This is a genomic window from Roseivirga spongicola (assembly GCF_034376045.1).
Classification (GTDB): Bacteria; Bacteroidota; Bacteroidia; order Cytophagales; family Cyclobacteriaceae; genus Roseivirga; species Roseivirga spongicola.
Genome location: NZ_CP139724.1, coordinates 287,712 through 310,334, shown reverse-complemented (window position 1 = coordinate 310,334; position 22,623 = coordinate 287,712). Strand labels below are relative to the sequence as shown.

At 39.6% G+C, this 22,623-nt stretch carries 25 protein-coding genes; 10 read left to right on the top strand and 15 right to left on the bottom strand.

The features are described from left to right. Positions 1–81: 81 nt before the first annotated feature. The 5 genes from gatC to T7867_RS01410 all read right to left on the bottom strand — a co-directional run bounded on the left by gatC (position 82) and on the right by T7867_RS01410 (position 4,784). The gene (gene gatC, locus T7867_RS01430; protein WP_068219359.1) at positions 82–378 is read right to left on the bottom strand and encodes an Asp-tRNA(Asn)/Glu-tRNA(Gln) amidotransferase subunit GatC; all 297 of its coding nucleotides are present in this window, start codon (positions 376–378) and stop codon (positions 82–84) included. Next, entirely contained in the window at positions 365–1,102 is a 738-nt protein-coding gene (locus T7867_RS01425) for a lysophospholipid acyltransferase family protein (protein ID WP_068219362.1), read from the bottom strand. Before T7867_RS01425 ends, gatC begins: the two co-directional genes overlap by 14 nt. Before the next feature lie 518 nt (positions 1,103–1,620). Continuing rightward, positions 1,621–1,992, bottom strand: coding sequence for a globin domain-containing protein (locus T7867_RS01420; RefSeq protein ID WP_068219364.1), 372 nt, complete (start codon positions 1,990–1,992; stop codon positions 1,621–1,623). Positions 1,993–2,158: 166 nt separating this feature from the next. Then, positions 2,159–3,397, bottom strand: coding sequence for a trans-sulfuration enzyme family protein (locus tag T7867_RS01415; protein ID WP_068219365.1), 1,239 nt, complete (start codon positions 3,395–3,397; stop codon positions 2,159–2,161). Further along, positions 3,387–4,784, bottom strand: a complete 1,398-nt coding sequence (locus T7867_RS01410; protein ID WP_068219368.1) for an NfeD family protein — start codon at positions 4,782–4,784, stop codon at positions 3,387–3,389. Before T7867_RS01410 ends, T7867_RS01415 begins: the two co-directional genes overlap by 11 nt. A gap of 30 nt (positions 4,785–4,814) precedes the next feature. On the opposite strand from T7867_RS01410, the gene T7867_RS01405 reads away from it, so the two are divergent. Genes T7867_RS01405 through T7867_RS01395 form a run of 3 tightly spaced genes read left to right on the top strand, consistent with a single transcriptional unit; the run spans position 4,815 to position 7,281 of the window. Then, positions 4,815–5,591: a DUF4905 domain-containing protein gene (locus T7867_RS01405; protein ID WP_157717578.1), complete on the top strand. Its 777-nt coding sequence runs from the start codon at positions 4,815–4,817 to the stop codon at positions 5,589–5,591. Next, entirely contained in the window at positions 5,578–6,498 is a 921-nt protein-coding gene (locus tag T7867_RS01400; RefSeq protein ID WP_157717579.1) for a LysM peptidoglycan-binding domain-containing protein, read from the top strand. Before T7867_RS01405 ends, T7867_RS01400 begins: the two co-directional genes overlap by 14 nt. Continuing rightward, complete coding sequence (locus T7867_RS01395; RefSeq protein ID WP_068219374.1) at positions 6,499–7,281, top strand: TIGR02757 family protein; 783 nt, start codon at positions 6,499–6,501, stop codon at positions 7,279–7,281. 217 nt (positions 7,282–7,498) lie between these two features. Here the strand turns inward: T7867_RS01395 and pyrE are convergent, their stop codons facing one another. After that, positions 7,499–8,149, bottom strand: a complete 651-nt coding sequence (gene pyrE, locus T7867_RS01390) for an orotate phosphoribosyltransferase (protein WP_068219376.1) — start codon at positions 8,147–8,149, stop codon at positions 7,499–7,501. Between the two features lie 98 nt (positions 8,150–8,247). Between pyrE and T7867_RS01385 the strand changes: the two genes are divergently transcribed. After that, positions 8,248–8,931 carry an NUDIX hydrolase gene (locus tag T7867_RS01385; protein WP_068219378.1) on the top strand — a complete coding sequence of 228 codons (684 nt, stop codon included), beginning with the start codon at positions 8,248–8,250 and terminating at the stop codon, positions 8,929–8,931. Here the strand turns inward: T7867_RS01385 and coaD are convergent. From coaD to T7867_RS01365, 4 genes are all read right to left on the bottom strand, one after another. Continuing rightward, positions 8,919–9,374: a pantetheine-phosphate adenylyltransferase gene (gene coaD / locus T7867_RS01380; protein WP_068219380.1), complete on the bottom strand. Its 456-nt coding sequence runs from the start codon at positions 9,372–9,374 to the stop codon at positions 8,919–8,921. The two genes, T7867_RS01385 and coaD, sit on opposite strands and share 13 nt — an antisense overlap. A 22-nt stretch (positions 9,375–9,396) precedes the next feature. Next, entirely contained in the window at positions 9,397–10,260 is an 864-nt protein-coding gene (locus tag T7867_RS01375) for a DUF3822 family protein (RefSeq protein ID WP_068219383.1), read from the bottom strand. Between the two features lie 3 nt (positions 10,261–10,263). Continuing rightward, on the bottom strand, positions 10,264–10,842 hold the full coding sequence (locus T7867_RS01370) for a hypothetical protein (protein ID WP_068219385.1): 579 nt from the start codon (positions 10,840–10,842) through the stop codon (positions 10,264–10,266). A 79-nt stretch (positions 10,843–10,921) separates the two neighbouring features. After that, positions 10,922–11,416, bottom strand: coding sequence for an NUDIX domain-containing protein (locus T7867_RS01365; protein ID WP_068219388.1), 495 nt, complete (start codon positions 11,414–11,416; stop codon positions 10,922–10,924). Between the two features lie 85 nt (positions 11,417–11,501). On the opposite strand from T7867_RS01365, the gene T7867_RS01360 reads away from it, so the two are divergent. Then, positions 11,502–12,905 (top strand): ATP-dependent DNA helicase, encoded by a 1,404-nt coding sequence (locus T7867_RS01360; protein WP_068219389.1) that lies wholly within the window; start codon positions 11,502–11,504, stop codon positions 12,903–12,905. Here T7867_RS01360 and T7867_RS01355 read toward each other — a convergent pair. Together T7867_RS01355 and T7867_RS01350 are read right to left on the bottom strand one after the other, a co-directional pair. Beyond that, entirely contained in the window at positions 12,898–13,278 is a 381-nt protein-coding gene (locus T7867_RS01355) for a DUF423 domain-containing protein (protein WP_068219391.1), read from the bottom strand. The two genes, T7867_RS01360 and T7867_RS01355, sit on opposite strands and share 8 nt — an antisense overlap. A 1-nt stretch (position 13,279) precedes the next feature. Then, on the bottom strand, positions 13,280–13,954 hold the full coding sequence (locus tag T7867_RS01350) for a YggS family pyridoxal phosphate-dependent enzyme (protein ID WP_068219394.1): 675 nt from the start codon (positions 13,952–13,954) through the stop codon (positions 13,280–13,282). 115 nt (positions 13,955–14,069) lie between these two features. Here T7867_RS01350 and T7867_RS01345 point away from each other — a divergent pair, with 115 nt between their 5' ends. From T7867_RS01345 to T7867_RS01335, 3 genes are read left to right on the top strand one after another with little or no spacing between them, the layout of a single operon-like run. Next, positions 14,070–15,614 carry a GH3 family domain-containing protein gene (locus T7867_RS01345; RefSeq protein ID WP_068219396.1) on the top strand — a complete coding sequence of 515 codons (1,545 nt, stop codon included), beginning with the start codon at positions 14,070–14,072 and terminating at the stop codon, positions 15,612–15,614. Between the two features lie 10 nt (positions 15,615–15,624). After that, the gene (locus tag T7867_RS01340; RefSeq protein WP_068219399.1) at positions 15,625–16,260 is read left to right on the top strand and encodes a LysE family translocator; all 636 of its coding nucleotides are present in this window, start codon (positions 15,625–15,627) and stop codon (positions 16,258–16,260) included. Positions 16,261–16,309: 49 nt separating this feature from the next. Beyond that, on the top strand, positions 16,310–16,906 hold the full coding sequence (locus T7867_RS01335; protein ID WP_068219402.1) for a DUF6992 family protein: 597 nt from the start codon (positions 16,310–16,312) through the stop codon (positions 16,904–16,906). Here T7867_RS01335 and T7867_RS01330 read toward each other — a convergent pair. From T7867_RS01330 to T7867_RS01320, 3 genes are read right to left on the bottom strand one after another with little or no spacing between them, the layout of a single operon-like run. Beyond that, a complete protein-coding gene (locus tag T7867_RS01330) occupies positions 16,903–17,952 on the bottom strand; it encodes a VWA domain-containing protein (RefSeq protein ID WP_068219403.1) in 1,050 nt (349 codons plus the stop codon). The two genes, T7867_RS01335 and T7867_RS01330, sit on opposite strands and share 4 nt — an antisense overlap. Beyond that, positions 17,945–18,838, bottom strand: a complete 894-nt coding sequence (locus T7867_RS01325; protein ID WP_068219405.1) for a hypothetical protein — start codon at positions 18,836–18,838, stop codon at positions 17,945–17,947. The genes T7867_RS01330 and T7867_RS01325 overlap by 8 nt, the downstream gene beginning before the upstream one ends. Further along, on the bottom strand, positions 18,831–19,709 hold the full coding sequence (locus T7867_RS01320; RefSeq protein ID WP_068219414.1) for a DUF58 domain-containing protein: 879 nt from the start codon (positions 19,707–19,709) through the stop codon (positions 18,831–18,833). The genes T7867_RS01325 and T7867_RS01320 overlap by 8 nt, the downstream gene beginning before the upstream one ends. 143 nt (positions 19,710–19,852) lie before the next feature. Here T7867_RS01320 and T7867_RS01315 point away from each other — a divergent pair, with 143 nt between their 5' ends. Continuing rightward, entirely contained in the window at positions 19,853–20,206 is a 354-nt protein-coding gene (locus tag T7867_RS01315; protein WP_157717580.1) for a DUF4296 domain-containing protein, read from the top strand. Then, positions 20,206–22,578 (top strand): endonuclease MutS2, encoded by a 2,373-nt coding sequence (locus T7867_RS01310; RefSeq protein WP_068219422.1) that lies wholly within the window; start codon positions 20,206–20,208, stop codon positions 22,576–22,578. Before T7867_RS01315 ends, T7867_RS01310 begins: the two co-directional genes overlap by 1 nt. Positions 22,579–22,623: the final 45 nt, after the last annotated feature.

Genomic DNA, 22,623 nt, shown 5'->3' with positions numbered 1-22,623 from the left:
AGAAAAGTTTGAAAATCATTCAGACGCCCTTTAGGGTTGGGGTAGATTGAATGATTTTCATTTAGTAACGTCTTTATTGCCTTAATCATTACGTTTCAGCACCTTAGGTACTTTGAAAAACTGGCCGTCTTGATCTGGTGCATTTTTTAATGCAGCTTCTCTTTCGATAGTTTTTTCTGCTTTGTCTGCTCTCAGCACATTCACTTCTTGAGTCATGTGAGTTAGAGGCTCCACACCTTCGGTGTCTACTTCGCTGAGTTTATCTACCCACTCGAGTATTTCACCCATGTCTTTGATCAGTTGCTCTTCTTCCTCTGGCTTTATAGTGAGCCTAGCCAAATGAGCAACCTTATGCAATTTTTCCTTATCTACTTTCATAAGCTTTCAAGGTGTCTTCAATTTTCTGCCGAACCGCTTGCTTCAGTTCGGTTACTGCCACATCGCCAGTTCCGTTTGGCCAAATGGGTTTATGTACAACCATTTCTACCTTTCCCGGATGCATAGTGAGCGGCATCTTATCTGGCAAAAGTAAATAGTTGTTAGGAATGGTGATAGGTATGATGGGAATTTGTTCTTCCACAGCAATTCTAAAACTACCTTCTTTAAAGTTTACCATCTGCGGAGGGTTTTTAGAAAGTATTCCTCCTTCCGGGAAAAAGGCGATGCTGAACCCTTTCTTAATTTCTTGCTGAACAGCGAGCCAGCTGTTGTGCCTGCTTCTCATACTGCCTCTGTCTACCAGAATATGAAGCCTGCTATACATAAAGCCCCAGATGGGTACTTTTCTGAGTGATGCTTTGCCAATGAACTTGAACTTTCGGTTGATTAGTCCAATAGTGGGTATGTCTAAAAAAGAAGTGTGATTGGCACAGTAGATATATTTCTTTCCTCTTTTAGGCTTCTCTTCATAAGTGACCTTGGTACTATTGAGAAACATAAAAAAGAAAAACACTTTAGCCCAAACATGATTGAGAAAAGCAGCCATGCCCTCTAATGGGCGAATAAAAATGGCTAAAAGAAAGAAAGGTAAGAGCACTATAAAGATCAGCGCAAACACAACCAACCCGTAAACAGAATAAACCTTAAGAAGAGCCCTTTTCATAAAGTGGCGAAGATAGGGAAAATGATAACTTAGGTTTTACTCCATTGCGGATATCCTGACGTCAAGAATTCTTTAACTCCTTTTTTAATTCATCAGTCCAGATCATGAAGTTTAGAATGAACTTGTTTCTGTTGAGAACAAGACATGCCTGATTATACCCAATTGCGGTAACTATAAAAACTATAGATGAAAATATGCGAGTTGACCCAAGAAGTAGTTTCATGTTTTCAGAGTTAGCCGAATATTTATTGCTTGTCATGGCTTCATAAAAGCGTTCCCATAAGGGGCCAGTAAACGTACTGATAAAAACTACCAGAAAAGTTAATGACAGTATGGCGAATAGTAGTCTAGCTAGATATGTCAAGGGTGAAATGCGTATAATACTAGGTCTACTTAACTCGAGTTGTTCTAACTCATTCAATAACTTTAAATTAATTTTTTCTGTGCTCATTGTGTTACTTTAATAAGTTTAGTTGAATTAGATGATCTTTTTCTTGGCGAACTAGGACGAATGAATTTTACTTATTAATCATATGAATAGCTGCCTGATAGACATAATCCCAGAAAGCGTCTTTATCTTTTTCGGCAAAGGTGGCTTTTTCAAGTGCTGCATGCATGTGCTTGAGCCAATGAGTAGCTTCTTCTTTTCCAATCTGCCACTGAAAGTGTCTGCGCCTGAGCATCGGGTGGCCACGTTCATCGGTGTAGGTTTGTCTTCCTCCTAAAGCCTGTATCAGGAATAGCTTGAGTCGGTTTTTAGCAGGAAGTAAATCTTCCGGGTACATTGGGCGAATCAACTCATCGTTTTCAATTCCATCGTAGAAGTCATCTACCAACTGAAGGATGTTTTCTTCGCCTATGCGTTCGTAAAGGGTTTTTATTTCAGACATTTTCTTGAGCGTGAAGCTACAAAGAGGACGTCATGCCGGAAAAATAATTCACACTTTTTGAAGTGAATTAATTTATCCGGTATCTCAAGTTTTGAATTCGTGAGATTCCTGATATTTTTCTTACCTCTCAAAAATGGGAAGAAAAATTCTGGAATGGCGTTGAAAGTTAGATGGCTTTTAAAGCTTGGTCAAAGTCTTTAATCAGATCATCAATATTTTCTATACCAACCGAAACTCTAACCAGGGCAGGGGTAATACCATTTTTCAATCTGTCGGCCTCATCCATATTAGAACTGCTCATGGTGAACGGATGAGAAACCAACGTTTCCGTACTTCCCAGAGAGATGGCTAAATGAGCCAGCTCCAGTGCATTAAGAAACTTAAAAGCCTCAGATTCTCCGCCATGCACTTCAAAGGCAATCATGGCTCCACCTGAAGTGTTCTGCTTTTTAAAAAGTGCATAGAGTGAATCACTCTCCTTCATCAAGCCCAGATAATGAGTGGCTTTAACTTTCGAGTGGCTGTCAAGGAACTCTGCTAGTTTTTGTGCGTTGTTAGCTTGCTTTTCCATCCTCAAACCGATGGTTTCCATACTTCTCGAAAGTAACCATGAGGTAAAAGGCGATGCCGTATTGCCCAAAATAGAGCGCTTCTTTTTAATCTCTTTAATCACGCTTTCAGAACCGGAAGCTGCACCGGCAATAATGTCGCTATGTCCGCCAATGTATTTGGTGGCAGAATATAGGTTCAGGTCGGCTCCATGAGCAAGAGGCTTTTGGAATATCGGCCCCATGTAAGTGTTGTCTACGGCAATCACTGCATCCGCAGCTAGTTCGTCCCGAATCTCTTTGATCATTTCAATGTCGGTGAGCGATAGCGTAGGATTGGCAGGAGTTTCCAGATAAATCATTTTCAGTCGGTCTGCCTTTGGGTGCGATTGAATCAGCGCTTTGATTTCAGCTGATGTAGCACTGGGTTCAAATTCTATCCATTCAATACCAAACTGAACTGCGTGTTTTTTAATGAAAGTGTCTGTGCCGCCATAAAGTGGAGATGACATCAGAATCAGATCTCCAGCATGGCAAAATGAAAAGATAGCTGTTGAAATGGCTGCCATTCCGCTTTCAAAGAAAGCTGCGTCTTCTGCACCGTCTAATTGCGCCAGTTTGAACTCTGCCGTGATAGCATTAGGGTGATTAAGCCTGGTGTAGATTAAGCTGGCATTTCTTTCCTCCAAAGGAGCATCGCCCGAAGCATTAATAAAGAAGGCTTTCCCTTCTTCAGCTGTATTGAATTTGAAGGTAGAGGTTTGATAAATAGGTGGTTTTATGGAATTGTGAGCGCTAGCAGGGTCGTGGCCTCCTGAGATGGCCAAGCTCTCTGCCGAGAAATCCTTATGCTTCATTTTTCTTAATTCTTACTTGTAAAGAAGTGCCTTGCTGGCTTACCACAGTAACTTTAGACCCTAACTCAACATACTCTCCGCGAGTATAGGCATCATAGACTTGGTCATTTATTTCAATTCGGCCGCTTGGCCTTAGTATCGTTACTGCTACGCCTTCTTTTCCTACAAGGTCTTCTGTGTAAAACGTTGCAATATAGCCATCGTCTTTCTTTTGAGTATTAACTAGGGCTACACGCTCAAACATTTTGGATTGAGTTATCCGATAGCCAAAAATGATCAGTAAGAGTATGGAGCCAAATACTCCAAGGCCTACAGCGGTAGCTGCTTTGGTTATTTCTCCAGCAGGGACATAATCGAAGTTGAAATTGTCGTTGCCTAGCATCATAAAAATCAAAGCACCAACTGAACAGGTAATTCCTGCAATGCCGGCCACACCGAAGCCAGGGATTACAAAAACCTCTAAAGCTATGAGCACGAGCCCAACAAAGAACACGGCAATTTCCCAATTGGCTGCCAGCCCGTTGAGGTAATAAGGAACTAGATAAAGAATTAGCGCGACTCCAGCAGCAGCCAAAGGAAAGCCTACACCTGGTGTTTGAAGCTCAAAAAATATGCCTCCGGTGATTACCAAGATTAAAAGTCCACTTACAATTGGATTTAGAAAAAAGGCGATTACTTTTTCGCTTGATGGAAGTTCGTATTCTATCAGTTCGTAATCTACAATTTCGTTTTTCTCCAATATGTCTTGAATACTTGCGACTTCGGCCTCGCAATAATTATTGGCAATGGCTTCCGAAGTGGTGAAGGTGATGACTTTGCCAGCCTCGGTTACACCTTCAATTTCTACTCTGTCGTCTACCATGCCTTCAGCAATGAGCGGATCGCGCCCTGTTTTCTCAGCCGTTGAACGCATAATTCCACGCATGTATGACTGATACTTATCGGGAGCAGCCATGCCATCCGTACCGTTAACCACGGTTGCGGCACCAATATTTGCACCAGGAACCATGTAAATGCTGTCGCAGGCAATGGAGATTAGTGCACCGGCACTAGCAGCATCATTATCTATAAAAACCCAAACTGGTTTTTCATATTCAAGAATGCGGGTGCGAATGTCATTTGCATCGTTTACAGCACCGCCATAAGTGTCCATCTCAATTAATATGAGGTCAGCTTCTTGTTCAGTTGCCTGTGTAAGCGCTAAATCTACATAGCGATTCATTCGAGGGTCAATGTCTCCTCTAATCTGCATAACAAACACCTTCTTGGTGCCTTCTTGGTATTTTGCTTGTTCACTTGCCCATGCGGTTATGGCAAGTAAAGCGATACTTAATGCAACTATAGTTCGAGTAAAAAATCGTATGCCTTTGTTCCCCACTTTATTCATTTAATTTTGTTCAAATTACAAAGAAAGCCTGTGTCTTCGGTTTTAAACTCAAAATTTTCATACCGCTTCGATGCTCCTATTTGGGAGACTAAATCGGCCGCAAATCTAGTTTTAGTAAACTCTCGAGATAATGATGCGTTGGAGTCAAAGTTCGCTTTGATAGACATTGAAACCAATGAGTTGAAGTGGGAAGGGCTACAGTTCGAAGATGAGTGGTGGGTAAGTGCCTATCACATGACGGAGAGTATGGTGGTTTTTCAGAAGTTCGAAGACAGTCAGAATATTGATGACCGAACTGTTTTTGGCTTCGGCTTAGAAACTAAAGAATCTTTGTGGTCGATAGAAAATGTGAGACTTACAGGTGTTAAAGGCAATCAGCTTTATTTGAACTATAATGACGATCAGCAGCTTATTTTCAATATTGAGCAACAAGATTGGGATGAGGTTATGTCGATTAGTGATTCTAATGAACTGACTGAGTACCCGATTCATTATGAGGCTGAAAGTAAGCACTTCGATACGCTGGCTAGGTTTTTGAAGCTCAAGACGAATATTAATATGGCTGGCAGCTGTGACTATTTAGAATCGCACAGTCTAATATTTATTGCTGCAAATCATGTCATTGATGAAATGAAGTCGTTAACACTATGCGTCTTTAACCAACAAGGAGATTTGCTTTTGCAAAAAGACCTTGAAACAGGAGTGAAGGGCTTAGTGTCTGGTGCCTTTTTTATAGTCAAAGACGCACTTATATTTGTTACAGGAAAGAACGAGTTGAATATCTATAGTATTGATGAGAAGAATTAACTACATAATTGTATGCTTGGTGGGGTTTGTGAGCCTAAGTTTTGCGCAATCTGACTCGCTTGGCATTGAAAGGCAGGGAGATAAGGTTTTTGTGATTCATAAAGTGAAACCTCAGCAAACGCTTTATTCTCTTTCTAGAAGATATAAGACAACCGTTTCTGAAATAAATTCAGCTAACCCTGTTTTGGCCAATGGCTTGCAGATAGGCCAAACTTTGAAAATACCTTACGGTGGAGTGCTGATTTCGCCAGACGCCCAGGTTACTTCGCAAACTCAGGAAATTACTCATAGAGTAAAGGCGGGGGAAACACTTTTTGCTATCGCTAGAAAATACGATGTGCAAGTTTCTGACATTAAAGCTTGGAATGGACTGAGTTCTAACGCCATCAATCTCGGTCAAGGTCTTGTTATCAGGAGACAGGTGCTTACGGCCGTTGAGCAGCCTAAAGAAGAAATGGTTGAGCAAGAGTCGGTAGAAGAAAGTACAACCGTTGCTCCTAAAGGAATTAATGTACCAGACTCTGTTAAGGTGGCAGATAAGCCTTTTCAATCGAGCCCTGAGGTAAACACGCAGTCTAATACTGAAATAGAATCTGTAGAAGTGCCAGAAGATGTAAACTATCCTGGTACTCCTTTTGAGCCCAAAGAAACCGAAGGAATTGCTGAGGTTATTCAAGAGTCAGAGCCATCGAGTAAGTTTTTCGCACTTCATAGAACTGCCAAGGTAGGAACCGTGATTAAGGTGAAGAATCTGATGAATGATTTGACGGTGTATGTTCGAGTTATCGGTACAATTCCTGAAACCTCGGAAAACGAAAACGTGATTATTAAGTTGAACCAAAGGGCTTATGATCATCTAAAAGCAGTAGATAAAAGATTCAGAGTTAAGCTGAATTACTTCAAGTAAATGGCTTTCGAGTCTTTCGATAACCTTAAGGATTTTTTGGATAGTAAGGTTGAAGAGTATAATCAACCTGGATTCATTCCGAACGATCCGATATCTATTCCACATCAGTATACTAAGCCTCAAGATATTGAGATAACAGGTTTTTGGGCCTCTATCTTGGCTTGGGGGCAACGAGTGACAATCATCAACAAATGCAATGAGTTATTCGCATTGATGGATAACAGCCCTCATGACTTTGTTTTAAATCACTCGGAGAATGACTTAAAAGCTCTACTGAAGTTCAAGCACCGAACTTTTAATGATACCGATACACTTTACTTCGTTGAGTTCTTCAAAAACTATTATCAACAACACGATAGCTTAGAAGATGCTTTTTTAAAAGGTATTCAATCAGCAGATGTGAGTGTTGAGCAAGGTCTTGTAAGGTTTCATGAAGACTTTTTCTCTTTGCCAAATGCTCCTCATAGAACGAAGAAGCACATTGCAACGCCTGCTAGAAAATCTGCCTGCAAGCGGATTAATATGTTCCTGCGCTGGATGGTTAGGCAAGATAATAAGGGAGTTGATTTCGGATTATGGAAGCGTATTCAACCTTCTCAATTAGTCTGTCCCTGCGATGTGCATGTGGAGCGCGTAGCACGTAGATTTTACCTGATCACTAGAAAGCAAACTGACTGGCAAATGGCCATGGAGTTAACAGCCAACCTTAAAGAATTCGACCCAATTGACCCTGTGAAATACGACTTTGCTCTTTTCGGATTAGGAGTGGAGGAGAAATATTAAAATTTTCGAATTACGAATTTCGAATTACGAATTTCGAATTACGAATTACGAATTTCGAATTACGAATTTCGAATTACGAATTACGAATTACGAATTACGAATTACGAATTACGAATTACGAATTACGAAATTTCTAAGGGGCTATTCAGTAATAAGTAAACTCAGAGCACAGCAAGCCTTAGCCTTCAAATCACCAATTAGTACATTGCCGAATTAATTACTGTCTCCAAAGAGCAGGGGCTTTTCGCCACTCTTCAAGAGAAGCTACATCTTCCGAAGTAATATAGCCCATTTCAATTGCCTGCTCTAACATAATGCTGTAGTTGCTTAAGCAATGAAGGGTAACGCCCGCGTTTTTGAAGTTTTCATCGGCTAAAGGAAAGCCATAAGTGAAGATGGCTAGCATGCCCACTACTTCATAGCCAGCTTGTCTAAGTGCAGCAGCAGCTTTTAGTGAGCTTCCTCCAGTAGAAACCAAGTCTTCAACAATCAGTACTTTTTTGTCGGGGTCCACCTTTCCTTCAATCAGGTTTTCCATACCGTGGCCTTTTGGCTTAGATCGAACATAGATGAACGGCACCTCCAACAAATCGGCCAGAAGCGCTCCTTGAGGAATACCTGCAGTTGCTACACCGGCTACAGCTTCATATCCAGAGAATTTCTCTTTGGCTACCTTAGCTAACTCGTTCTTAATGAATGTTCTAGTTTCTGGGTAAGAAAGAGACATGCGGTTATCGCAGTATATCGGTGATTTCCACCCTGAGCTCCAAGTGAAAGGATTATCAATACTAAGTTTGATCGCCTCAATAGAAAGAAGGTCAGAGGCAATTTTTAGGGCAGTCGTTTTATCGGCTTCGTTCAATTGCATAGCGCGAAGTTAGTAGATTTTTTTTCTGAAATTGGCATGAATATCATTCGCCTTGTTCAAGATTTTTTTTTGATATTGACCCCGAATCTATTCCCTCAATGAGGATATATATAAAAGACAAGCCGTTACGAATAAAGAGACCTGAAAAGGTAGGAAATCAGACTGAGTTTGACCATGTCATTGAAGATGATGATTTGCTGATCAATGAGCGAATGTTTCAGGGAAGGTTGCTCATCCGAAATTCCAATTACAGTACCATCAAGTCAATTCTCTTTATTCTTCATAATAAGAAGCTGAAAAGCTTAGACTCAATAACTGTTGAAGCCAAGAACTACGAAGAAATCGTAGACTATATTAAGAGCAAGTTCAAAATTCTTAAAGCTGGAGGGGGAGTGGTTACTTCTGAAAAGGGGGTGCTAATGATTCACCGACTTGGCTTGTGGGATTTGCCAAAAGGTAAGATAGAAAAGGGAGAGTCTTCAGTAGAAGGAGCCAAAAGAGAGGTTCAGGAAGAGTGCAATGTAAGAGTTAAGGTAAAAGAAAAGATTTGCACTACTTGGCACACCTACACAAAAGGAGATAAGAGTATTCTGAAAAAGACTTCTTGGTACTTGATGGATTCTATCGATGATTCGAATATGAAACCTCAGTTAGAAGAAGATATAGATGAAGTACGCTGGATGAACGAGAAGGAGTTAAACGTGGCTATGTATAATACTTACAAGTCCATTAACCATGTTTATGATAAGTTCAAAAAGCTTAAGAAACCTCAGAGTGTATAAGGTATATATTTATCTATGTTGCCACCATAGCGGTGTACTTCTCTGATAATTGAAGAGTTCACCGCTGCCAATTCTGGCGAAGTAATTAAGAATATAGTTTCAAGTTCCTTATTCAGGTCTCTGTTTACCTGAGAAATACTGTTTTCGTATTCAAAATCAGTTGTGTTACGCAAGCCTCTTAAAATAGCGCTAGCATTAAGTTTAGAGGCCAAACTAGCTGTAAGCTCACTGTAAACAATCACCGAGACTTCTGGTATGTCTTTAAATGTCTCGTTGATCTTCTGCTCCATATAATCTATCTCGAAGTATCTTTTGTTCTTTTGGCTGTTAAAGCCAATAGCAACTATTATTTCATCGAAAATCTTGAGTCCTCTAAGTACAATGTCTTCATGGCCTCTGGTAAATGGATCGAACGACCCGGGGAATAGAGCGATCTGCTTCATGTTATAAAACTAAGGAAAATCGTTAGAGGTTGGCTAAAACTTCTACATACTCCTGATTTTCCAGTTCGTTAAATACCGGATGAATCAGTATGCCTTCAGGTCTCTTTCCTAACTCAATGTGCTTGAAATACTTTTTAAGAACAGGCATGTTTAGGTCTACTTTTTCCTTAACCCCATGCAAGACAATAGGCGTAAGCTGACCTTCAGTACTAAACTGCTGAATGGTAAGCAGCATTAGTTTAACTAAATGGGTAGCATCTGAGAATCTGAATTGGTTGTAAATGGCTAAACGCTGAAAGTTATAGCCTACAATTTGAGCCTCGTTGTTGTTTAAGCTTATGTATAAGCTAGCAGGTGTTTTGGATCTTAGTTGTTCCTGAATACCTTTTAGGTACGCTACCGACTGATGATTTATGTATAAAGAAAGCTTTGGATACTTTTCTCTGAACCAAGCTCTTATTTCTGACTGATAACCAAAGGCTACTGCGGCTCCGGCTTCATCTAAAAGCTTGTAGTGGAATTCATCTTTTTTCTCATCAATAACTTCGTTTAGCCTCACGTATTGGCTAGCCAACGACCTATCGAATACTGGAATTGGAATTAAAGCAAACTGCTTATTTCTTACAAATACCTGTATCTCTTTCCAAAAGCCTGCGGCAATCAAGGTATGCTCGTCATAGAGCACCTGAAGGTTTTGAGTAATAGATTTCTCTGGGTTGAACTCTAAGTGTTCAAAAAGGAGTAAGTGCCTTTTTTTAACATCAAATACCGCTATCTGGCATTCGGTGTTAGAAACAAAAAACGAAAGGCGATATTGACTAATCTTGTCAATATCTAGCCTTTCGTCTTTTATTGATATTATCTGAGTTGTATCTGCTAGGCGCACAGCTTATCTCCAGTTACCGGCAGTGGTAATGTCTGTTCTGGAACCAAATCTAAGTGGTCTTCTTTGCTCAATATCATGATCCTCCGTTCTTGTTCTGTCGAAAGGATATGTATCTACAACTTCAATGTAGTCTACAGCTACTCCACTTCTCACTGAATCTTTAGCATATAAAGAGAAGTATTTTCCTGGAGCATGAGGAAGCTCAGGAAGAGTTCTAGCATCGAAATTTCTTGAGAACAATGAGTCTTTCACATTCTTTACACCAACGGTGTCATAAGTGAAAACAGACTCTTCCTCTTGGTAAGCTTTCATGATGATTTCCTCAGTTCTGGTGATCAGGTAAATTTTTCCTGTATCAACGTAGGCAATTAGCTTTTCCCATGTGTCGGCATAGTCACCATAAGTAGCTAAATGCGCTTCTTGAGCAGATCTGATTTTCTCAAGTTTTGCGATCACTTGCTTTTCTACTCTTTCAATTTCTTTGGCTTCTTCAATGGTAGTATTTACGCCATCATATAATAAGTAACCAACGCCAATCGCTACTACGAAGAATACGACTGTAAGAATTTTAGTTAGGTTCATCTTGGAGGTTGAATTTTGCTTAAAAGTAACTAATATTTTAGGTAATCCATAGTTATTCGAACCGCTATTTTATGGATAATTAATGAAATTTGAAATAACCTTTTTGATTAATCAGACCGCTTAAACTTTTAGTATTCTGCAAAACGTAATGTAAACTCATTAAATCTTGCTTTTGTAATGTTGTTAAGTCGAAGAAGCCAATTTCCGTAAGTAGCTGACTGTCTGGTGACATCTCCGGGTCACTGCCAAGTGTGAGAGTGCCAGAGACTATCTTTACTTTGAAGAATAGCTCAACTCCATGCAGCGGAGGGTCTAAGTATTCATGAACAAAAAGAAATTCTTCAACATCAATATTACACCCAGTTTCTTCTTTAAACTCTCTCTTCAGAGCGCTTTTAGCATCTTCGCCAAAGTGCATGCCGCCTCCTGGTGGAGCCCAGAGAGAGCCATTTTTGCCTAACGATCTATGATGAACCAGCAGGATTTTTTCCTCTTCGATACAGATGCCGCAAACTCTAACTCTGAGTTTTTCCCCAAACTGTTCTCTGATTTCTTGCTGAATTTTGTCCTTCATGCTTTTGGGCTTTGAGGCGAAAGATATATTTGCATATTGTGCCTTGGCTTAAAGGTATTAAGAGCGAACTAAGATTTGAACCGAATTGGCGAAACCTTCAGAAATACTTATCGATAAATTTCCTTTTGAACCTACAGAAGGGCAGAAGAAGCTGTTTAGGCTATTCGATTCTTTTCTGTTAGACGACAAGCAGAAGAAGCCTGTTTTGGTTTTAAGAGGTTATGCTGGTACAGGTAAAACCACTGTGGTTAGTGCAGTGGTTAAAATGTTGCCATTTTTTAAGTTTAAATACGTTTTAATGGCGCCCACGGGTAGGGCAGCAAAAGTAATGTCGGGGTACAGTAAAAGGACTGCTTTTACTATTCACAAGAAGGTTTTTCAGCAAACTGCTGAGCCAGGTGGTGGGTTAGAGTTTAAAAGACAATCTAACTATCATAAGAATACACTCTTTATTGTAGATGAGGCCTCCATGATTTCCAATGCTTCAGACTATGGAAAGAAAGGGTTGCTTTCAGATTTGATCGATTACGTTTTTTCGCAAGAAGGAAATAGGTTACTGCTAATTGGAGATACAGCACAGCTTCCGCCTGTTGGTACATTAGAAAGCCCTGCATTGGAACGAGATTACCTTCAAGGGAATTTCAGAGCAGATGTTCAGGCTATTGAACTTACAGAGGTGATGAGGCAAGATATTGACTCCGGTATTCTCTTCAATGCAACTAAATTGAGGAATGAATTGGCTCAGAATGACTTCAAGATATCATTAGCCACAAGTCGATTTACTGATGTATTTAAAATGACTGGCGAAAAGCTTGAAGACGGATTGCGCTATGCCTACGATAAATTTGGAGTAGAGAATACTGCAATTATTTGCAGGAGCAATAAGAATGCAGTTCAGTATAATCAATATATAAGAAGAGCTATTCAGTACAGGGAAGATGAAATTGAAGCAGGAGATATATTGATGATTGTCCGAAATAATTATCACTTCCTTCCTGAGAACACACCTGCCGGTTTTTTAGCTAATGGCGATTTTGTGGAGGTAATGAAGATCAGTCGGTTTGAAGAGTTGTACGATCTGAGGTTCGCTAATCTGACCCTTCGATTGCTCGATTATCCTGATCAAGAACCCTTCGAAGCCAAAGTAGTATTGGATACGCTATATTCTGCTGAAGCCTCTCTCAACGACAAAGCATACAAGAATTTGTACGATCAGGTAGTGGCAGATTATGCTGATTTGAGCACCAAGGCTGAAAGAATTAAAGCCATTAAAAACGATCCGTACCTCAATGCCCTTCAAATCAAATTTGCTTATGCCCTCACCTGTCATAAGTCGCAAGGAGGGCAGTGGCAGGCTGTCTTTGTAGACCAAGGCTACTTGACAGAAGAAATGGTAAACCACGAATACCTCAGGTGGCTTTATACTGCAATTACCAGAGCTACAAAGGAACTTTATCTGGTAAACTTTAATAAAGACTTTTTTAGCTAGCCGCTTTACTAGCACCTAAGATCAGGAATACCCAACCCACAATTAAGGCCAGGCCGCCAATTGGAGTGATGGCTCCTAGCCAGGTAACATTAGTTAGGCTAAGTATATAGAGCGATCCAGAAAAAATGACCATTCCGATAATGAAGCTCCACGATGCCCAAATGAAGTAATCATGGTTGATGTTCATTAATAATATGCCTGTGAGCAGAAGAGCTAAAGTATGATAGAATTGGTATTTAACGGCTGTTTCGTAAGTGTCTAACCTGCCGTTGGCGGTTAGGGTAGCCTCTAGCCCGTGAGCACCAAAGGCACCTAGGCCTACGGCTAGTGCTCCAAATATTCCGGCAATTATAATGATGAGTTTTGCTGACATACTATTGATAGTTTCTGCTGCCAAAGATAGCACTACCAACTCTAATCATGGTACTGCCTTCTTCTAAAGCTATTTTATAATCACCCGTCATGCCCATAGAAAGCTCTTTCAACTCAATCTTATCAGAGTTGTATTTATTTTTCAATTCTTCGAATAGTGCTTTAAGGCTTTTGAATTCTTTTCTAACTACCTCTTCATTGTCAGTATTCGTTGCCATACCCATAAGGCCAACAACCTTAATGTTATTTAGTTCGGCAAACTGGTCTGAGTTTAGAAGCTCTTCCAGCTCTTTTTCATCTAGGCCAAACTTGCTTTCTTCTTTGGCAATGTAAACCTGAAGTAAGCAGTTAATTACTCTCTCGTTCTTCTCTGCTTGCTTATTAATTTCAACTAAAAGCCTCAAACTATCTACAGCATGAATAAGATGAACAAAAGGTGCGATATACTTTACTTTATTTCGTTGAAGGTGCCCAATCATGTGCCAGCGAATGTCTTTGGGCAATTCTTCATGTTTTCTAGTAAGTTCTTGAACCTTGTTTTCCCCTAAATCTCTTTGATTTGCCTCATAGGCCTGTAACAAATCTTCATTAGGCTTAGTCTTACTTACGGCAATGAGTTGCGCATTGAATGGGGCTATTTCTTGGTTGAATTTTGAAATGTTCTCTGCAATACTCATGTGGCTCAATTAAGGTAGCGTTTAGATTTCTATTATATTTGATTACCAGAATGGCGCGCAATTTAGCATAAAAGCACCTGTTTATGCTAACTGTTTAATAAACCCAAAGTAGTATATGCCGATAATCGGATCGATTTTAAAGAAAGGTATTAAGCTTAGAGAAACTCTTGAGCAAGATTATACCTCTCCATATGATCTACAGAAAAAGGAACTATCCAAACTTCTAATTAGTGCCCGAAACACCATGTTCGGAAGAGAATACGATTTTATGTCTATTCTAGAAAAGTTCAGGAGTCATGGTCAGCACGATTTTTACGAACAATTCAAGGCCAATGTGCCCATTCATGATTACGATTCTATGAATGATAATTGGTGGCATAAAACTAGAGACGGAGAGCCAGATATTAGTTGGCCTGGGAAAACTAAGTTCTTTGCCTTAAGCTCTGGTACTTCGGGGGCATCATCCAAATTTATTCCTGTTACCAAAGACATGATCCGTCAGATTAGGAAGACAGGCACTAGGCATATTTATACCCTTGGTAAATACGATTTGCCCGATAAGTTCTTTCAGTCTGGAATGCTGATGCTGGGAGGAAGTACATCGCTCAACTTTTCTGGCAATTTCTATTATGGCGACTTGAGTGGTATAACTACAGGTCAGTTGCCTTTGTGGATTCAGGGTTTTTCTCGTCCGAGTCCGAAAATAAAGAAGCAGAAAGATTGGGAAACGAAGCTAGAAGAGATTGTTGAAAATGCCCACAAATGGAATATCGGGATGATTGCAGGTGTACCTGCCTGGGTTACCATTTTGATGGAGCGTATTATTGAAAAACATGGAGTGAAAAATATCCATGAGATTTGGCCGAACCTTCATGCCTATGTTCACGGTGGTGTGGCGTTTGAACCGTACAGAAAGGGCTTTGATAAGCTCTTGGGGCATCCTATCCATTTTATAGAAACCTATTTGGCTTCTGAAGGCTTTATTGCTTTTCAAGACTCTCCAGATAAAAAGTCTATGCGGCTAATGCTCAATGGGGGCATATTTCATGAGTTTGTTCCATTTAATGAAAAGAACTTTGATGATGACGGCCATATAAGACCCGATGCAGAGGCTCTAATGTTCGATCAGACTGAAGAGAATAAAGAATATGCCTTGTTGATCTCTACAGTTTCAGGTGCATGGAGATATATGATTGGAGATACCGTAAAGGTGGTTGATAAGCATAATTCAGAAATTATTATTACCGGAAGAACCAAGCACTTCCTAAGCCTATGTGGAGAGCACCTTTCTGTTGACAATATGAACAAAGCGGTGCAGCTAGCGGCTAACGACTTAGATATAATTGTTAAAGAGTTTACTGTCGCAGGTTTGCCAGACGGAAGTCTTTTTGCCCACCATTGGTATGTTGGTGTAGACGGCATAGTAGATCAGGAGATTCTCAAAGAGAAAATTGATACCTATCTAAAAGACCTGAATGACGATTACGCTGTAGAAAGACAGCACGCCCTCAAGAATATTTATTTGGAGGTTTTGCCTAATGAAGTGTTCTATGGCTGGATGAAGTCTATTGGCAAAGAAGGCGGCCAAACTAAATTCCCAAGAGTCTTAAAGAAAGAAAAACTAGAAAGCTGGCTTTCTTACCTGAAGCAAGAAGCCTAACGGAAAAGACATGGATGTAATCATTAATGGCTTTTTGTTTGGGCTATTACTTTGTGTGCTCATTGGGCCAGTATTTTTTGCACTTATTCAAAATTCAATTGAAAAGGGTTTCTGGTCGGGTTTCTTTATGGCCATTGGCATAGCCCTCAGTGATAGCTTTTATATAGTAGTTACTTATTTGGGTATTTCTCAGTTTGTAGAGAATCCTAAGTTCAACATGTGGCTTGGTGGGGTTGGCGGAGTTATTATGCTCATTTTTGGTGTAATCTACCTGTTTAAGCCCGTTCCAAAAAAGGGATTGAAGCAACTACATCAAGAAGATACAAAGTGGTTTCAACAGATAGTGAAAGGCTTTTTACTCAATGGTATCAATCCTTTTGTTCTGCTTTTTTGGTTAGGTATTATAAGTAAGGTTACTCTCGATTTTGAGTACAATAACAATCAGGCTATAACCTTCTTTGTTGTGCTAATTGCCACGGTTTTCTTGGTAGATGTACTCAAGTCTTACTTCGCCACTAAATTGAGCCAAATTGTTACTCCACGGTTTATGAAAATCATGAACAGAGTGGTTGGAATAGCCCTTCTTCTTTTCAGTTTGAGGTTGTTCAACTTTGTTTTAGTGGCTTACGGTATAGAATTATTCTAACTGAACCCTTTCCTTAATTCTGGGTTAGGTTCATGTGAACCCCAAAAGTATGAACCGTAAACTCTTATTTACACTCGCACTTCTATTCCTTTTTACGCTAGATACTTTGGCTCAACAAGAGCTAGGAAACTTCAATCAGGAGCGACTACAGATCAATAAAGTTGGGATGATGGTGTTAGGAGGTTGGGCCCTAGCTAATTTCGGTACCAATGGAGTTCTGTTGAGCAACCCTTCTTCCAATGAGCAAGGACACTTTTACCGGATGAATATTTTTTGGAATGTGGTGAACTTGGGCTTGGCAATACCAGGGTTAAGGCATTCTTTGATTACCGATCCTTCTACTTTAAACCTAGCCGAAACAGTAGGTGAATATCATCAAATGGGGAAGGTGCTTTTAATGAATGCAGGTTTAGATGTAGCATATATTACTGGTGGTTTTTTGATGAAGGAAATGGCCAAGAACAGGGAAGGCAAAAGAGGTATACTTAGAGGCTATGGTCGCTCACTTATTCTCCAAGGAGGGTTTCTGTTAGCTTTTGACATAATTCTGTATTCCGTTCTTCAATCCAAGAGCAATCAGCTTACGGATATTTTGAACCATGTTCAGCTGAGCCCGAATAGTGTTGGTTTGGTCTGGAGGTTCTAGTCTTCCAATATGTTACTAATGAATGTGCTTTTAGTAAGCATAAACATTAAGAAGAACAGGATGCCCCACTTCAAGTAGATTGGATAGAAATCGGTGGTGTTCTTGTATCGAGTCTCTTTGATTTCAGCCTTCTCGTATTCATCAATCATGTCGAATACATTTTGGAGTGCAGCATTGTCTGAAACTCGGTAGAACTGCCCAGAACCAATTTTTGCAATTTCACGCAGGTTAGACTCATCTACGGTGTTTTCTACATAATTAGTTCTGCCAAAAAAGTCTTTTCCATAAGGTACTTTGCCCTCTTTGCCCACGCAAATGGTGTAAATCTTTATATCGTAAGCAGAAGCTAATTCTGCAGCAGTTATCGGATCAATATTACCAGCAGTATTGTCACCATCCGTGAGCAAGATCATTACCTTACTGGCGGCATCAGACTCTCTCATTCTGTTGGTCCCCACGGCAATAGCACTACCAATGGCGGTTCCTCTATTTTCAATTTTATTAAAGTCTATCTCTTCTTCTATGAATTTATAGAGAAGCTCATAGTCTGTAGTGAGTGGAGATAAAGAATAAGCGTCTCCTGAGAAAATCACTAAGCCAATTCTGTCTTGGTTTCTGCCTGCTATAAAATCTCTGGCTGTAGCTTTAGCAGCATCCAACCTATTAGGTTGAAAGTCTTCTATTTGCATAGATTCAGAGATGTCTATGAGTAAGGCAATGTCTATGCCTTCAGACCATTGCTCAACCATCTCATTGGTTCGTTGAGGTCTGGCTAGAGCTATCAGAAGCATTAAAAGCGCAAGCGCTTTTAATAGGTTTGGAATAATTCTTAAGTAGCCTGTCCAATGCTTTTCTATATCTCTTTTAGGAAGAGCTACGGGTAGCTTTTGCTTTACCTTAGTACCGATTAGCCACTTAAGAAGGAATAAGAGTATAACCAATGGTATGGCGTAGAACACAAAAAAGTGTGCCCAATCAAACGATTTGAACGCTGAAGGAGTGAACCACTCCAAAGAAAACCAATTATAAATCGACTCGTCAAGCATTCTTAATCTCCTCCGTTACATGGTTGTATCTATCTACCGAGTAGTCTTTCAAATACTCGAAATCGTTTTGCAAAGCGGTTACCGCTATAGTGCTATAAATGTTTTTATCTATAGACTTTAATGTTTCTTCTAAAGAAGAATTTTTCTGAATCTGTATAATTTCTTTGGTAGTGAGCTTTGTGTAAGGCATTTGCTCCAAAGACTCCATATAAGACTTCCAAAACTTTAACAAAGATTCAATTTTGGTCTTTTCAGTATCGGCAGAAATGCTTTCAATCTCCTGATCGAATTCTTGCTGAAATTTCTCAAGCTTCTTTTTAAGCCTGTAGAGTTTTATGCGTTTGGTAATTTCTCTACCCCAAATAACTGCTACTACAATAGCAATAACACCGAGTATAATCAGGCCAATAATCCAATAAGGGTAGTTGAATTGACGAGATACAGGTTGAAAAGCTCTTGTTTCAGAAAGGTTAACAGTGTCGGGCATTTGAGTGACCACCTGATTCAGAATAATAGAATCTTTAGCACTAAAAATAGGAATGCTGTCTTTACCTGTATAAACAAAAACAGGGATGGATAGACTCTGCACGGTGTCTATCTCAAAAGTAGCTAAGTAATAAACAGCACTATCAATACTGTTTATGCTGTCTGAACGCGTATCAAAATATGCTTTATCTATTAGTTCAAAAGGTGCAAAGCTGAATAATGAGTCAGGGAAAATAACTGGCCTATTCTTCTTGTCTTTGTAGCTCAGTGAATAGGGAACAGGTTCGCCAATTTTAACGCTATCTTTTAAGAAATAGCCATTAGGTTTAGTGTCTTGGGCAAAAGCGAAAGTCACTAAATAGAAGCAAAAAATCAGAAATACACTTACCCTTCTAATCACGTTTCATCGATTTGTTTCTGATCTTAAATAGTTTTATCAATTGCGGAACGTAGTTGTCTTTTGTGTTGATCTCCAGGTAGTTGATTTGGTTTTTTCTACAAAACTTTTCAAGCTCTCCTTTATTAACCGTGTAAGTTTTTTCGAGTTTCTTACGGAAATCTTTAGAGGAAGTGTTTACCCAAATGGTCTTTTTACTTTCCTTGTCATAGATAGGTACAATCCCCAAGTTTGGTAATTGGGTTTCTCTATCGTCTTTTAAGTGCAGAACAACTAAATCATGTCTGTTGGCCAGTAATCTCAAGCTCTGTTCGTACCCTTCATCAATAAAGTCAGAAACCAGAATGATCACACTTTTTTTATGGATGATCTCCAAAGACTTTTTAATAGCCTGATCTATGTTGGTTTTGGTAGACTCAGGTGTATGATTATAAAGCTCGTGAATTATGGCATAGCCATGTTTAATGCCTTTTCCCGACTTAACGAACTTTTCTTTCTGATCAGAAAAGGTCAGCAAGCCAACACGGTTTTGTTGCTTTACTGCAGCTAGTGTAAGTACTCCTGTAATTTCTTTTCCAACATCTACCTTTTGAGCGCCAGGTGTTCCTATTTCTTGAGAAGCACTAACATCTAGCAAGAAGAAAACGGTTTGTTCTTTTTCTTCTTTAAAGGTTTTTACAAAAGTACCATGACCTTTGGCCGATACGTTCCAGTCTATGGTTCTGGTATCATCACCATACTGGTATTCGCGCACGCCATCAAACTCTAAGCCCGAACCTTTGAATATAGAGTGGAAGTCACCCTGCATTCTAGAGTTAATGGCTTTTCTGATTTGAATCTCGTACTTCCTAAGCTTGGAAATGATGTGCTCCATAATGAAGGCCTAAAAATATCATTAATTTGATTTTCGACCGATTTTAGCTGTCTTAATTTTGGTTAATAAGAAGATTGCTTCGAACATAACCCTTACCTTTGCCAGTCGTTTAGCTACAAAAGCGAAAATAAGTGGCTTACAATATGGCAAAAAAGCTTTTTTTACTGACGGTTGCTCTTTTTTTATTCTCTTGTAAAAGTGATGACTCTGCCGTGCCCGATGGTATACTCACTCAAGAGCAAATGGTAGATCTTTTAATAGATATCCGAATTGCAGAAGGAATGGTAGGTTCGGTGTCTATGGGGCTAGATTCTGCTGATGCTGTCTACAAAGCTTTGGAAAAAAGAATCTTTCGGGAACATGGTGTAGACTCTGCTAGTTATGTAAAAAGCTATAACTACTACTTACAACATCCTGAGCTTTATTTAGACGTAACGGACATTGTAATAGACAGTCTTAAAGCCAGAAATTCTAAACAATTCAGCGACAACTATTAATGCTATACCCCTCCAATCTAGAAGTTAAACTCGGTTTCGATAAAATTAGAGAGTTACTAAAAGAGGCCTGCGAAAGTAAATTAGGAAAGAGTTTTGTAGATAAGGTCAGATTTTCTGCAGATCAAAATAATGTAGAGATGTGGTTGAGTCAGACCGATGAGTTTGTTCGAATCATCTCTTCTGAGGAGCTTTTTCCAAACTCAAACTATATAGACTTAGCCCCACTCTTCGGAAAAATTAGAGTAGACAATTCGTATCTGCTAGAAGAAGAGTTGTTTGATGTTATTCTAAGTCTCAAAACACTCAATAACTGTCTAGATTTTTTTCAAGAAAAGCGCGAAGAATACCCCGTTCTTTCCGAACTCACATACCCTATTGTTTTCGATGAAGACTTGCTTTGGTCTTTAGCTCGTGTTTTTGATGAAAGGGGAAAGCTAAAAGACAATGCATCTGACAGGCTCTATGAAATACGAAAAGGTATTCTAGAAGAAAAGCAAAGGCTAAGAAGGGTTTTAGATAACATTATCAACAGAACCAAGAAGGAAGGATTTACTCCAGACGATGTTTCCGTGACCATCAGAAATGGCAGGATGGTGATTCCGGTTTTGGCAGAGTATAAACGTAGGGTTAAAGGGTTTATTCATGGTGAGTCTGCTACTGGGCAAACCGTATATCTTGAGCCAACTGAGGTATTCACTATAAATAATGAGGTTCAGGAGCTTGAATATGCAGAACAGCGAGAGGTAGTTCGAATTCTCATGGAGTTAACTGGCTATTTAAGGCCAGAAATTGAGAATTTGAGGCAATACATGCAGTTTCTTGGCTTGGTTGATTTCATCCGAGCTAAAGCACGTTTTGCGCTTAAGATTGATGCTTGTAAACCAAAGTGGTCTGAGAAGAAGGAGTTCAATTGGCAAGTTGCTAAGCACCCTCTGCTGCTTTTAAAGCATAAAGAATTAGGCAAAGAGGTAGTTCCATTAAACATTTTCTTAGAGCCAAATCAGCGTATTCTTTTAATATCTGGTCCAAATGCTGGAGGAAAGAGTGTTTGCCTTAAAACCGTTGGGTTGTTGCAGTACATGCTGCAGTGTGGACTTTTGGTTTCAGTGAATGAGTCTTCTTCCTTTACCATGTTTAAGGACTTGTTTATAGATATTGGAGATGAGCAATCTATAGAGAACGATCTAAGTACGTATAGCTCTCATCTTATCAACATGAAACATCTTTTGGGTCATGTAAATAAGAAGAGTCTCTTTCTTATAGATGAATTTGGAACAGGAACCGAGCCGCAATATGGTGGAGCCATTGCCGAGTCTATTCTAATGGAACTCAAAGAAAGTAGAGGTATGGGGGTAATCACTACTCACTATGGTAACTTGAAAGAGTTTGCCGATAAGCGTGAGGGGTTGATGAACGGTGCTATGCGCTACGACCTAAAGAAGTTGCAACCTTTGTATGAACTGGAAATTGGAAAGCCAGGAAGTTCGTTTGCTTTGGAAATTGCTGGTAAAATAGGTCTGCCCAATAGAACTATCGACAATGCCAAAAAGAAAATTGGTGTTAAGCAAGTTTCATTCGATCAGATGCTCGGACAACTTCAATTGCAGCAAACAGAATTAGACAAGGCTGAAAGAAAAATTACAGCAAGAGAAAAGGAGTTAGAAGAACTTACAGAGCAGTATGCACAGTTAAAATCTCATCTGGAAAACCAAGAGAAGAAGATTATTAATGAAGCTAAGCAGAAGGCTAATGCTATTGTGAAAGATGCCAATAAAGAAGTAGAGCGTGTTATTCGAGAAATCAAGGAAAAGAAAGCGGAGAAAGAGGCCGTTAAAAAACAAAGAGAAAGACTTGATAAACTGAAACAAGAGACCGCTGTTAAGGAGCAATTTGAAAAGGCTCAGGCTAAATCTGATGAAATTAAGATAGGAGATTATGTTCAGCTCAAAGGGCAAGATACTGTTGGGCAAGTAGTCAATATCAAGGGCAAAGATGCAGAGCTTAGCATTGGAGAACTCACTTCTTTTGTCCGTTTAAATAGGCTCGAAAAAGTGAACCGAAAGGCTTACAAAGACCAAGGCAAGACCAAAAGTTTTTCTGGCTTCGATTACGTTTCTAAACAAACGGATTTCAACCCGAGAATAGATTTAAGAGGTATGCGTGCAGAAGAGGTTATACCTACCCTAAGTACTTGGATGGATGAAGCTATTATGCTTGGAGTTAACGAGCTTCAGATAGTTCATGGAAAAGGAAATGGAGTTCTAAGACAAGTAACTCGGGAGCTTCTAAAGTCTTATAAAGAAATATCTTCGGTTAGAGATGAACATGCCGATAGAGGAGGTGCTGGAGTTACCTTAGTGAGCTTAAACTAAAAAGGCCCCGATTTTCATCGAGGCCCTTTACCGTAGTTTTAATTC